We start from the raw sequence: 12,404 nt of genomic DNA on the forward strand, positions 1-12,404 counted from the left end.
ATTGAAACAATCTTGCGCGGACGGGGCGGGCTGCTATACATTTCGCAAAATCAAGACGGAGGTAGCGATGGCCGTTGGCCGACTCGATCCCATCGACCGGAAGATCCTGGCCGAGCTGCAGGCCGATGGCCGGATGACCAACGTGGAGCTGGCCCGGCGTGTCGGGATCTCGGCCCCGCCGTGCCTGCGCCGGGTTCGCACGCTGGAAGAGCAGGGCTACATCCGCGGCTACCACGCCGATGTCGACACCCGCGAACTGGGCTTCGAGGTGCAGGTCTTTGCCATGGTCGGGCTGCAGAGCCAGGCCGAGGCCGACCTGTCGGCCTTCGAGGCGCGCTGCCGGGCGTGGCCGCTGGTCCGGGAATGCCACATGCTGAACGGCGAGGTGGATTTCATCCTGAAATGCGTCGCGCCGGACCTCTCGACCTTCCAGACCTTCCTGACCGAACAGCTGACGGCGGCCGAGAACGTGGCGAGCGTGAAGACCTCGCTGGTGATCCGCAACGCCAAGGACGAACCGGGCGTGCCCTTCGACGTGCTTGAGGAACGGCTGAACCGGATCGCCTGAGGCGTCAGTCCGGACAGGTCCGGGCGTACCAGGTGAAGGTGATCGGGTTCGGGCGGCCGGGATTGCGGCGCTCCATCTCTTCTCCGAAGGGCAGGTCGACGGTGCGCGGTGCGTAGCAGCGCCGGAACTCCGGGTCTTCGCCCAGCTCCACATCGCTCAGGAATTTCGGATCGTCGACGCGGTTGCCCTCGGCATAGCCGAGGATGATCGCGTCGGGCTTGCGCGACAGGATGTAGGCGCCGTCGCCCTTGCCGTGGCCGGGCCAAAGTTGTGCCGGGGTGCGCAGCGGGACGTCCTCGCGCCGGGCGATCACCGGGTCGTTGAGGCCCAGCTGGTCGATGTAGACGTGGCCGTCGGCGTGGAACGGGGTGGACCCGGCGGTGGCCAGCGCGATCGTCTGCCCCGCGGGCCAGGTGGCCAGGTGCCGGCCGACGATGGTGCCAACGAAGGCGGCCGGGTCCATCGGCAGCGGCGGGCGCAGCAGGGCGATGGCGAGGGTGAGGGCGGCGGCAAGGGCCGACAGGGCCGTGGCGGCACGCGGGATCGCGATCAGCATCAGCGCGGCGGCCCCGGCCATCGGCACGGCGACCCGCGCGGCGGGCATGTGATCGCCGCCGGACCAGAGCATGTAGGCCGATTGCAGGAGGAGCGGCAGGGCCAGGGCCCTGGCGGATGCGGGGACCCGCAGCGCCAGCGCGGCCAGGGCGGCCGGCAGTGCGAGCAGCAGCATCGGCACGCCGAAGAGCAGGTAGACCGGCAGGGTCCGCACGAAGCCGAGGCGCAGCGACAGCGGCACGCCGGTCTTGGCGTAGAAGGTCAGCGGGAAGGCCAGGCCGTAGTATTCGAGCCGCCAGGCCATGTGGCCGAAGGCGACCGCCGCCGGCAGGGCGGCCAGCAGGCAGGCCAGCGCGAACCGCCGGGGCAGCGCGCCGGGCGCGAAGAGCAGGGCCGCCAGCCCGGCGGCCGCAATGAAGACGGCGCTGTCCATCCGCATCAGCACTGCGAGCGAGAACGCGAGGCCGCCGAGAAGCGCGGGCGCGGTGCGGCCGCTGTCAGTCGTGGCCATCAGACCCAGCGTGCCCCAGGCGAGGCAGGCGGCGAGCGGCACCGCCTCGAGCCCGCCGAGCACCCAGATCGCAAGGCCCGGCGTCAGCCCCAGCGTGGCCAGCGCCAGCATCCGGGCCGGGCCGTTGGCGGGGGCGACGCGGCGGGCACCGAGGGTGGTGGCGGCGACCAGCAGCAGCGCGGCGGCGGCGTTCAGGGATTGCGCCGCGACGACCGGGTCCTGACCCAGCCGGATCAGCCCCGCGGTCAGGATCACGTGCAGGAAGTTGGTATAGCCCTCGACCCGTTCGCCCAGGTTCCATTCCAGCACGCCGTGGTCGGCGAGATGCCGGGCGTAGCGGAGCGAGATGTAGGCGTCGTCGTGAAAGAAGTGGCGGTTGGTCCAGAGCATCCAGCCAAGGCCCGCGAGTGCGAGCACGATGCCCAGCACGTCCCAGCCGCGATCCTGTCTTGCCATGCCGTCGTCCCCGTTCCGCCCCGCGGGCCGGGCGACCGTAGGGGCGGGCCCGCGGCCGGGCAAGGGCGCCGCGGCGGGCGGTGGCGGCGCGTGACCGGAATGCGCCAGCGGGGTCGGGCAAAAGGAAACCCCCGGCGCCGGAAAAGCGACGCCGGGGGGATACTCGTCAAACCATCGTGCTGAAATGGTCGATCGGAAAAGGAGTGATGAAAGTACGAGGGTCTTGAGGAAAGAGTTTCAGGCGGCGTTCAGGCGGGCGATCGTCTCGCGGTCCAGCCGGGGATGGGCGAGCGGGCCGAAATCGCGCAGCTCGGTCACGTGCGGGAAGAGCGACAGGAACAGCGCCATCTTGTGCGGGCCCATCTGCTCGGCCAGGCGGTGGCCGGGGTGGAAACTTTCCACGCCGAGGCCCTGGGCCAGGATGGTCGAATGTCGCGCGAGGCAGATGTGGAAGGTGTCGACCGGGCCGCCGGGGGTGACTTCGAACACGGTGTCGTAGTCGACGAAATCGGCGAGGCCCACGTAGGTCTGGCCACGCTCTTCGTGGTCGCGCAGCACGTCGGGCGTGTGCAGCACGCGGGCGCCGGGGCCGACCATCAGGTCCGCCGAGGGGCAGGCATAGCCGAAGCGGTCGGGGCGGATGCGGGTCATGCGCACCTGGGCCGGGTCCGGCACCGGGGCGGTCGGCACGACGGTCATCGAACCGATCCAGAGGACTTCCTGCGCCCCATGCTCGGCGGTTTCCAGGAACATGCCGGGGCGCAGGTCCTCGACGGCGCAGGGCCCCTCGGTGGTCTGGACCACGGCGCCACGGGCGAAGGCGTTGAACGCGTTCTCGAATTCCGCGGTCGCGGGCGCCATGTGCTCGGTGATCTTCTCGCGTCCTGCCTCGTCCAGGCGGGACACCGAGTAGCGGCGCAGCAGCGGGCCACGGCGCTTGGGTGCTTGGGTGGTCTTGTCAGCCAGTTCTTGCGCAAGAGCGCGAGGAGTCATCGTCATGTGAGTACCCGTTTCTTGGGTGTCACATCCGCGCTGGCCCCCACCAGCAACGACGAACGGACAGTCGTGCAATGTGGAGACAATAAGCCTAAAAAGCGGCGTTAAGTCAAAGAAAAGGAGGCATTGTGGCCCAATTGTGGCTCAATCCGACAGGTCGGCCACATTCGTTTCGGGCGCCGGGTACAGTGCGCCACATTTTCGCCCCAGTTCGCCACACCGTCGCCGCAATTGCGGCGAATCGGACACAGGGAGCGGGGATGGTTCCGGGCCGCAGGGGCCCGGTTTCAGGCGCTCTTGCGCAGGTAGGCACCCCGAGTCGCCTGGCTCACCGCGCGGCGGTACTCGCGTTGGAACGGCAACTGGCTCTGGTCGCGCTTGGCGGCGGCAACCACCGATTTCATCCAGCGTTTCTGCGGTTTCTGCATTTGTTTCCCTTCCGACATCGGGCCCTTCTGGAGCCGATGCCCCATTGATGCCCGCGCAATGGGGCGGGCACGCGGCGGAAAGAGGCAATTTTCCGATCATTCTCCGGGACGCGCCGGAACCGGCAGCGCAAGCCTGGGGCCTGAAATCAAGGCCGGGGCGGCGGAACTCCGCCTGTGACGATCTGAATTGGGGCAGGAAGGTGGCGCGGCCGTCCGCGTCAGAGCCGGATGGTCGAGATCAGGCGCCCGTAGTCGGCCTCGCCCAGGTGGGTGGCGCGCCGGTACGAGAAGAAGCGGTCGGGATCGCTGTAGGTGCAGTGCCGGGTCCATTCGGCATGGCCCACGCCTGCCTGCCGCAGCCGGTGCAGGCCGTAGGCGGGCAGGTCGAACATGTAGCGGTCGCCCTCGCCGTTCGCGAAGAAGCGGGTGTTGCCGGGGTCCTCGTCGACGAAGTGGTCGAGGAACTCGGGCCCGACCTCGTAGGCGCGCTGGCTGATCGAGGGGCCGATCACCGCGACGATGTCGGTCCGGTCGGCTCCCAGCCCCTCCATCGCGTCAAGCGTCGCCTCGAGTACGCCGTCGAGCGTGCCGCGCCAGCCGGCATGGGTGGCGCCGATCACGCCGGCCTCCGGGTCGGCGAAGAGGACGGGCTGGCAATCGGCGGTCAGCACCGACAGGACAAGGCCGGGGCGGTCGGTGACGATGCCGTCGGCCTCGGCCAGGGGTGCGCCGGGCTCGGCCACGATCACGCGGGCCGAATGCACCTGGTGCACGCCGCAGAGCGCGGAGACCTCGGCCTCCATCGCCTGGGCGACGCGGGTGCGGTTGATCTCGACGATCTCGGACTGGTCCGAGGAGCCGCGGCCGCAGTTCAGGCCCGAGAAGATGCCCGAAGACGCCCCGCCGCGACGGGTGAAGAAGCCATGCCGCAGGGGGCCAAGCGCGTCAGAGGTGAGAATTTCCAAGGTCATTGCGCCTGTCCCGCAGCTTCGAGCCCCGGGGGCGGGGCAACCGTATGGGGGTAAAATGCGAGCACCTTGAATAGGGTTCCCATTTCCGCCGGGTGGGTCAAGCGCCGATGTGCGGCGACATGCGATGCGAGGGCGTCACCCGACAGGCCGGCGGCCAGCCGTTCGGCCCGCTGCGTGATCCCGAGGCGTTCGAGAAAGACGCCCTGCGTTGTCAGCAGGCTGTGCGCCGAGGGCGTGGCGCGGGCCAGCGCCTCGAAATCGACATGGGCGGTCAGGTCGGCCGCGCCGGGGTCGGCCAGCGGATCGGCGTGGTCGTGCCCCCGCAGCGCCTGGAAGGTGTCGCCGAGCGAGCGCCAGTCGCCGTAGTCCACGATCAGCGCGGCGCCGCCGTGTGTTTCGATCCTCTGGCCGATGGCCTGGGCCATGGTCGCGGCAGGCTGGCAAAGCTCGACGATGTCGCCGTCGTCGGTGTCCTCCAGCCGCTCGGCCAGCTTGGCGTGCGGCGTGGCGGGGGACAGGGCAAGGCGCAGCGCCTCGCCCTCGGCGCTGACCATCGTCTCGCGCCAGCCGGTGCCGTCGCGGCGGAACTGGCGGATCGGCAGGGCGTCGAAGAATTCGTTGGCGACAAGAAAGAGCGGGGCGTCGGGCAGGCCGTCGACCGTGTCGTGCCAGGTCGGTGCATGGCCCGCCAGCGCCTCGGCCTGGCGGGCGCGCAGGGTAGGCGAGGCCTCGACCAGGTGCAGATCGGCGGCGTCGAGGAACCCCGGCACCGCACGCACCACGCGCAGGATGTCGGCCATCAGCGTGCCGCGGCCCGGCCCCAGCTCGGCCAGCGTGAAGGGGGAGGGCGCGCACTGGTCAATCCAGGCCTGCGCCAGGCAGAGGCCAAGCATCTCGCCGTACATCTGGCTGATCTCGGGCGCGGTGGTGAAATCGCCGGCCGCCCCCAGCGGGTCGCGGGTGGCATAGTAGCCGTGGTCGGGGTCGAAGAGGCAGGCGCGCATGTAGTCGGCCAGCGTCATCGGGCCCTCGGCGGCGATCCGGCGCAGGAGGCTGTCGCGCAGGCTCATGCCGCGGGCGCCGGCGCCGGGCGGCGCAGGGCGATGAGGATGAGGGCGGCACCGATCGCGATCATCGGCAGTGACAGCAGCTGGCCCATCGAAAAGCCGATCGTGCCGGTCAGTTGCACGACATGGCCGGCCGGGTTGACGGGGGTGATGAATTGCGCATCGGCCACGCGGAAGAATTCGACGAAGAACCGCGCCATGCCGTAGCCGGCAAAGAACATCCCCGTCACCAGCCAGACCCGTTTCAGCGCGCCGAACCGCCACACCGCGACGATCAGGATCACGCCGAGGAGCAGCCCCTCGAGCCCGGCCTCGTAGAGTTGCGAGGGGTGGCGGGCGCAGAGGCCTTCGATGCCCGGGCAGTCCTGTGCGTAGGGGCCGGGAAAGACGATGCCCCACGGCGCGTCGGTCGGCCGGCCCCAGAGCTCGGCGTTGATGAAGTTCGCGATCCGGCCCAGCATCAGCCCCGGCGGGGTGGCCAGCGCCAGCATGTCGGCGGTCGAACCCAGCGGAACGCCCCGGCTGCGGCACCAGAGCCAGGCGGCGACGCAGACCCCGGCAAAGCCGCCGTGGAAGGACATGCCGCCGGTCCAGAGCATCGGGATTTCCAGCGGGTGGGCGAGGTAGTAGTCGGGCCGGTAGATCAGCGTGTAGGCCAGCCGTCCGCCGACCACGATGCCGATGATCAGCCAGAAGGCGAGATCCTCGAGCTGGGTGCGGTCCATCGGCGGCCGGTCGTTCGGCCAGAGCCGCGGCCGGGCCAGCGCGGCGCGCGCCAGCAGGTAGCCGAGCGCGATGCCCACGATGTAGGCCAGCGCGTACCAGCGCAGGGCAAAATCCATGCCGAAGAGCGAGATCGAGAAGATCTCGGGCGAGATGTCGGGGAAGGGGATCGCGGCCTGCATCGGGGGCATCTGTCACCGGCGCCGGAGGGGAAGTCAACCTTGCGGCTGCAGCGCCCTGCGCCCATATAGGAGGAAACCGAACAAGCGGAGGAACGGATGCAGACCCGTTCGAAATTCTTCGACGACATGTCGCAGCTGATGACCAATGCCATGGGCGTCGCCCAGGGTGCGAAGGACGAGGCTGAGACCGCGTTCAACTCGATGATCGACCGCTGGCTGGCCGATCGCAACCTCGTCACGCGCGAGGAATTTGACGCCGTCCGGGCGATGGCCCAGAAGGCGCGCGAAGAGAATGCTGCGCTCGAGGCGCGGATCGCGGCGCTGGAAGCCAAGCTCAAGTAGGCGCCGTTAGAATTGACCGGAACCGCCGCCCTGCGCGGCGGGCCCGCTCAACCGAACCTTTACCACTGACAGGTTAGCTCCCCGGAACATGGTCCGGAGGATGGCGCCCGTGCTGAAATCCCTCACCTCGCGGCTGTCGCTGCGCGTGCTTGCCTTCGGCATCATCGGCACGACCCTGCTGTCGTCGCTGCTGCTGGCGCTGACCTTCCTCTACATCGTGCAGCAGGTCGACCGGTCCGAGGCGAACGCGACACAGCTGCGCGAACTGGCCGATCCGCTGGATCCCGCCATCAACGGGGTGGTGGCGGCGCTCGGATACGGCGGGATGGTCCACGACTACAAGGATGCCGTCCTGCGCGGCGGGCCCGACTACCCGGCCAAGGCCGGGCGCGACATCGGGGCAGCGCTGGCGGCGCTCGACGATGTCGCCGCGCTCGACACGCTGAGCGGTGACGAGGTCAAGCGCATCCGCGCGGTGCTGCACGCTTACAATGCCAACGTCACCAAGGTCGAGTTCCTGCGTTCGGTCGGGACCTCTCCGGAACAGCTCGACCAGTCCATCCGGATCGACGACATCCCGGCGATCGAAGCGCTGCATGCGCTCTTCAACCGGCACAAGGAAAGCCGCAACGTCTCGAAGGCGAGCATCGTGCGCGACCTGCGGCTGGCGATGGGGTACGGCGGCGGCATCCACGCCTTCAAGGACTACCTGCTGCGCGGCACCGACGACCTCGCCGGCTACGCCGAACGCGGCTTTGCCGACACCCGGACCGCCATCGCGGCCTATCGCGGCTACCGGCTGAGCGCGGGCGAGATGGCGGCGCTGAAGGACATCGAGAAGGTGGTCATGGCCTACCAGGCCGGGCTGGAAACCGCCCGCGCGATGGTGGCCGCGGGGGAACCCGCAACCGCCATAGACGAGGCGACGCGCGTTGACGACACCCCCGCCGTGCGCGGGTTCGACGTGCTCGACCGCGCGGTGCAGCGCAGCGTGGAGGCCTCGGCCGCCGCGCTGGACGTGGAGCTGGAACGCACGCGCACGCTGTCGGCGATCGTCACGGCGGTGGTCGTGGTCGGCGGCGTGGTGATCTCGGTCGGGGTGGGCATCATCCTCTACGTCGCGGCGGTGCGCCCCGCCGCCCGGATCGTCGAGGGCATGGAACGGCTGGCCAAGGGCGAGACCGACGTCGATTTCTCGGACGAAATCGGGCGCACCGAGGTCGGCATCATCGCCGGGGTCGCCCAGCAGTTCGGCGAGACGCTCAAGCACAACCAGCGCCTGAGGGCCGAGTCCGAGGCGCAGGCGGCCGAGCATCAGAAGATGGCCGACGAACAGGCGCGCCTGCTGGAGGAACAGAAGGCCATGGATGCCCGGATGCGTGCCGACGGCGAGGCGCTGGCAGCCCGGCAGAAGCAGCAGGACGCGCTTCAGACGCGTATCGGAGAGGCCGTGTCGGCCGCCATCGGCGGCGACTTCGCGGCTCGCGTCGGGGGCCAGTACGGGGCTGAGGATCTGGACCGCCTGGCCCGCCATTTCAACGACCTGCTGGCCAGCGTGGCACGCGGTGTCGATGCCATCGCGGCGGTGACGCAGGAAATGGCGCGCGGCGACCTGACGGTGCGGATGGAGGGCGATTTCGCCGGCGACTTCGGCCGCCTGCAGACCGGGCTGAACGAGGCGCTCAGTTCCATCGGTGGCCTTGTCGAGGAGGTGTTGTCGAGCGCCGACCAGATCGATTCCGAGGCGGCCTCGATCGCGGCGGCCTCGGCCGACCTGTCGCGCCGGACCGAAACCCAGGCGGCAACGCTGGAGGAAACGGCGGCGGCGGTGACGCAGCTGTCGACCTCGGTCAAGTCGGTGGCCGAGAATGCAGACGAGGCGCGGGGCATGGCGAACCGGGCGGGCGAGGTGGCCGACGAGAGCGGCGAGGTGGTGCACAGCGCGGTGACCGCGATGGACCGGATCGTCGAATCCTCGTCCAAGATCTCGAAGGTGACGGCGCTGATCGACGACATCGCGTTCCAGACCAACCTCCTGGCCCTGAACGCCGGGGTCGAGGCTGCGCGGGCCGGCGAAAGCGGGCGCGGTTTCGCCGTGGTGGCGACCGAGGTGCGGGCGCTGGCGCACCGCTCCTCTGACGCCGCGAAGGAGATCAACGGCCTGATCGCGGCCAGCGAAGGCGAGATCGGCGCCGGGGCCGAGAAGATCAGCAAGGCGGGCGAGTCGATCCGGGAGATCGCCTCTTACGTGACGCGGTTGCGCGAAGCGATCGATTCGGTGGCCAACGCGACCTCGGAGCAGTCCCAGTCGCTTGACGAGGTGAACGCGGCGATGCTGCAGCTGGACAACGTGACCCAGCAGAATGTCGCCATGTTCGAGGAAACCACCGCCTCGACCGCCGCGCTGCAGTCGCGTTCGGCCGAACTGGTGCAGGCCGGATCGCGCTTTCGCATCGGCGACGAGGGCGACACCGACTGGCAGGTCGAGGCGCGCAGCGTGGACAGCGCCCGCGACCCCGGCCGCCGCGCGGGGTAGCGGCAGCGGCCGCTGTGCCCCGTCGCGCGGATGCGTCCGGGGCCGGGGTGACCGGGCCAAGGTGACTGGGGCCGGGTGATGACGCGGCGCGGTCACTTGGCCGCTGCCCTGCAAGGCACGCGGCGTGGTGACGCGCGGCAGGCCCGGCAGGTACCGGGCCGCATGGGTGGACCAGATCGCAGAATGCGAATCCTGACGTTGCGGCAAGGTAGGCGCTGGCGGCCCCGATCGGGGCCGATGGCCTGCCGGATGTGCCGCCATCCGGGCTATCCACAAGTTATTGGGGTTTTCCCCAACAAATAGCTTTACAGGTTTAGAAACCGGGTCCACCATATCTTGTAAGAAGCCGGGGAAGCGCCCCAGCTTCTGGAGCAGGCACCTAGCGTTGGGGGGTGCTCACGCCCCTTCGCGCTACGCAACAATGAGGTGGCGCCGTGGCACTTTCCGAGCAGTACATCCAGGACGAAGTCCATCCCATCGACATCGTCGAAACCCTCGCCGAACACCACGACTGGGATTTCGACCGCATCGGTGACGACCAGATCGCGATGGCCGTCGAAGGACAGTGGCGCACCTATTCCATCACCCTGGCCTGGTCCGGCTACGACGAGACCCTGCGCATGGTCTGCACCTTCGAGATGGAGCCGCCCGCCGAGGCGCTGCCCCGAATCTACGAACTGCTCAACCTGGTCAACGACCAGTGCTGGGCCGGCAGCTTCACCTGGTGGGGCGAGCAGAACCTGATGGTCTATCGCTACGGCCTGCTGCTGGCCGGCGGCCAGGCCGCCAGCGCCGAACAGATCGACACCCTGATCAACGCCGCGGTGATGAGCGCCGAGCGCTATTACCCCGCCTTCCAGCTGACCGCCTGGAGCGACCGGGAGCCGAAGGATGCGCTTCAGGTCGCCATTGCAGAGGCCTACGGCCGCGCGTAAGTCTTGCCCCCGTAACAAGTCGGCAGGGGGCAAAATGACGTTCGAAGATATCTCCCGCCGCGGCCTGGTACTGCTGGGCTGCGGCAAGATGGGCAGCGCGATGCTGGCCGGGTGGCTGGACCGCGGGCTTGACCCCAAGGCGGTCTACGTGACCGATCCCTTCCCCTCTGACTGGGTGAAATCCACCGGCGTGAACGTCAACGCGACGATGCCGGCCTCGCCCGCCATCGCGCTGATCGCGGTCAAGCCGCAGATGATGGGCGACGCGTTGCCGGCGCTGCAGAAGATGGGCGGTGGCGACACGCTCTTCGTCTCGATCGCCGCCGGCACGCCGATCGCCCGGTTCGAGGCAGAGTTCGGCGCAACCTCGCCGATCGTCCGCGCCATGCCGAACACCCCCGCCGCGGTCGGCCGCGGCATCACCGCGATCATCGGGAACGCCGCCAGCACCGAGGCACACCTTGCCACCGCCGAGGCGCTGCTGTCGGCCGTGGGGCAGGTCGTCCGGCTGGAGGACGAGGGCCAGATGGACGCGGTGACCGGCGTCTCGGGCTCGGGCCCGGCCTACGTGTTCCACCTGATCGAGACGCTGGCCCGGGCCGGCGAGGCGCAGGGCCTGTCGCCCGCGCTGGCGCTGCAACTGGCGCAGGCGACGGTGGCGGGCGCGGGCGCGCTGGCCGAGGCGGCCGAGGAAGACCCGGCGCAACTGCGGGTGAACGTGACCAGCCCCAACGGCACGACACAGGCCGCGCTCGAGGTGCTGATGGACGAGACGGACGGCTTCCCCGCGCTCCTCGACCGGGCGGTGGCGGCGGCGGTGAAACGGTCCAGGGAACTGGCCGATGGCTGAGATCACCTTTGACGATTTCCTCAAGGTCGATATCCGCGCGGGCCGGGTGGTGAAGGCGGAGCCCTTCCCTGAGGCGCGCAAGCCGGCGATCAAGCTCTGGGTCGACTACGGACCCGAGATCGGGATCAAGAAGAGCTCGGCCCAGATTACGGCGCACTACACGCCCGAGGGTCTGATCGGCCGGATGGTGATGGGCGTCGTGAACTTTCCCCGCGCCAGATCGGCCCCTTCATGTCCGAGGCGCTGGTGCTGGGATTTGCCGACCCGGACGGCGCGATCGTGCTGAGCGCGCCCGACCGCGAGGTGCAGCCGGGGGAACGGTTGCAGTGACCCGGATCCTGATCACCCGCCCGCTGCCCGACCGCGTCGTCGACGAGGCCGAGAAACACTTCGAGGTCGAGATCCGCGACACCAACACGCCGATGAAACGCTCGCAGCTGCGCGCGGCCCTGGTGCTGCACGACGGGGTGCTGGCAACGCTGGGCGACGATTTCGACGCGCAGGCCTTTGCCGAGTTCAACGCGCCGCGCTGCAAGATCATCGCCAATTTCGGCGTGGGCTATAACCACATCGACACCGCCGCCGCGCGGGGGGCGGGGATCGCCGTGACCAACACGCCGGGCGCGGTGACCGACGCGACGGCCGATATCGCCATGACGCTGATCCTGTCGACCGCCCGCCGCGCGGGCGAGGGCGACCGGCTGGTCCGGTCGGGCAAGTGGGACGGCTGGCACCCGACGCAGATGCTGGGGATGCATGTCACCGGGCGCACCGTGGGGATCATCGGCATGGGCCGGATCGGCCAGGCGATCGCACGGCGCTGCCACCACGGGTTCGGGATGAAGGTGCTGTATGCCAACCGCTCGCAGAAGGCGGTCGACCTGCCGGCGCGGCAGGTGAGCGTCGAGGCGCTGGCACAGGAGGCCGACATCGTCGTGTCCGCGGTGCCGGGCGGGGCCGCAACGAGGCACCTGCTGGGTGAGCCGCTCTTCGCGGGGATGAAACCGGGCGCGATCTTCATCAACATCTCGCGCGGGGACGTGGTGGACGAGGCGGCGCTGATCGCGGCGCTCCAGTCGGGGCAGATCGCGGGCGCGGGGCTCGACGTCTACGAGAAGGAGCCGGAGGTGCCGCAGGCACTGCGCGGCATGGAGAACGTCACGCTGCTGCCGCATCTCGGCACCGCCGCGCTGGAGGTGCGGGAGGCGATGGGGCTGCTCGCGGTCGAGAACCTGCGCGCCTTCTTTGCCGGAGAGGCGCCGCCGAACCTGGTGAACTGAGCGC

12 protein-coding genes and 1 pseudogene are annotated in these 12,404 nt (G+C 69.5%); 7 read left to right on the forward strand and 6 right to left on the reverse strand.

The features are described from left to right. Nucleotides 1–67: 67 nt before the first annotated feature. Complete coding sequence (locus ACE2AC_RS19735; protein ID WP_375689507.1) at nucleotides 68–568, forward strand: Lrp/AsnC family transcriptional regulator; 501 nt, start codon at nucleotides 68–70, stop codon at nucleotides 566–568. Nucleotides 569–572: 4 nt separating this feature from the next. Here ACE2AC_RS19735 and ACE2AC_RS19740 read toward each other — a convergent pair whose 3' ends face one another. The 6 genes from ACE2AC_RS19740 to lgt all read right to left on the reverse strand — a co-directional run bounded on the left by ACE2AC_RS19740 (nucleotide 573) and on the right by lgt (nucleotide 6,457). Then, nucleotides 573–2,090: a hypothetical protein gene (locus tag ACE2AC_RS19740; RefSeq protein WP_375689509.1), complete on the reverse strand. Its 1,518-nt coding sequence runs from the start codon at nucleotides 2,088–2,090 to the stop codon at nucleotides 573–575. 237 nt (nucleotides 2,091–2,327) lie between these two features. Beyond that, complete coding sequence (locus ACE2AC_RS19745) at nucleotides 2,328–3,089, reverse strand: Hint domain-containing protein (protein ID WP_375689511.1); 762 nt, start codon at nucleotides 3,087–3,089, stop codon at nucleotides 2,328–2,330. A gap of 284 nt (nucleotides 3,090–3,373) precedes the next feature. Next, the gene (locus tag ACE2AC_RS19750) at nucleotides 3,374–3,514 is read right to left on the reverse strand and encodes a hypothetical protein (RefSeq protein ID WP_375689513.1); all 141 of its coding nucleotides are present in this window, start codon (nucleotides 3,512–3,514) and stop codon (nucleotides 3,374–3,376) included. A gap of 218 nt (nucleotides 3,515–3,732) precedes the next feature. Then, nucleotides 3,733–4,485 (reverse strand): peptidoglycan editing factor PgeF, encoded by a 753-nt coding sequence (gene pgeF, locus ACE2AC_RS19755; RefSeq protein ID WP_375689515.1) that lies wholly within the window; start codon nucleotides 4,483–4,485, stop codon nucleotides 3,733–3,735. Further along, the gene (locus ACE2AC_RS19760; RefSeq protein ID WP_375689517.1) at nucleotides 4,482–5,555 is read right to left on the reverse strand and encodes a class I SAM-dependent methyltransferase; all 1,074 of its coding nucleotides are present in this window, start codon (nucleotides 5,553–5,555) and stop codon (nucleotides 4,482–4,484) included. The genes pgeF and ACE2AC_RS19760 overlap by 4 nt, the downstream gene beginning before the upstream one ends. Further along, complete coding sequence (gene lgt / locus ACE2AC_RS19765) at nucleotides 5,552–6,457, reverse strand: prolipoprotein diacylglyceryl transferase (RefSeq protein ID WP_375692142.1); 906 nt, start codon at nucleotides 6,455–6,457, stop codon at nucleotides 5,552–5,554. The genes ACE2AC_RS19760 and lgt overlap by 4 nt, the downstream gene beginning before the upstream one ends. A gap of 96 nt (nucleotides 6,458–6,553) precedes the next feature. On the opposite strand from lgt, the gene ACE2AC_RS19770 reads away from it, so the two are divergent. From ACE2AC_RS19770 to ACE2AC_RS19795, 6 genes and pseudogenes are all read left to right on the forward strand, one after another. Then, nucleotides 6,554–6,799 carry an accessory factor UbiK family protein gene (locus tag ACE2AC_RS19770; RefSeq protein ID WP_336041406.1) on the forward strand — a complete coding sequence of 82 codons (246 nt, stop codon included), beginning with the start codon at nucleotides 6,554–6,556 and terminating at the stop codon, nucleotides 6,797–6,799. A gap of 109 nt (nucleotides 6,800–6,908) precedes the next feature. After that, the gene (locus ACE2AC_RS19775) at nucleotides 6,909–9,335 is read left to right on the forward strand and encodes a methyl-accepting chemotaxis protein (protein ID WP_375689520.1); all 2,427 of its coding nucleotides are present in this window, start codon (nucleotides 6,909–6,911) and stop codon (nucleotides 9,333–9,335) included. Nucleotides 9,336–9,769: 434 nt separating this feature from the next. Next, nucleotides 9,770–10,270, forward strand: a complete 501-nt coding sequence (locus ACE2AC_RS19780; protein ID WP_375689522.1) for a YbjN domain-containing protein — start codon at nucleotides 9,770–9,772, stop codon at nucleotides 10,268–10,270. 34 nt (nucleotides 10,271–10,304) lie between these two features. Beyond that, nucleotides 10,305–11,120: a pyrroline-5-carboxylate reductase gene (gene proC / locus ACE2AC_RS19785; RefSeq protein ID WP_375689524.1), complete on the forward strand. Its 816-nt coding sequence runs from the start codon at nucleotides 10,305–10,307 to the stop codon at nucleotides 11,118–11,120. After that, nucleotides 11,113–11,450: pseudogene (locus tag ACE2AC_RS19790) on the forward strand (tRNA-binding protein). Before proC ends, ACE2AC_RS19790 begins: the two are co-directional and overlap by 8 nt. Beyond that, entirely contained in the window at nucleotides 11,447–12,400 is a 954-nt protein-coding gene (locus ACE2AC_RS19795; RefSeq protein ID WP_375689526.1) for a 2-hydroxyacid dehydrogenase, read from the forward strand. The pseudogene ACE2AC_RS19790 and the gene ACE2AC_RS19795 overlap by 4 nt, the downstream one beginning before the upstream one ends. The last annotated feature ends 4 nt before the right edge of the window (nucleotides 12,401–12,404 follow it).

Origin of the sequence: Pseudooceanicola sp. LIPI14-2-Ac024 (assembly GCF_042188925.1) — a bacterium.
GTDB lineage: Bacteria > Pseudomonadota > Alphaproteobacteria > Rhodobacterales > Rhodobacteraceae > Pseudooceanicola.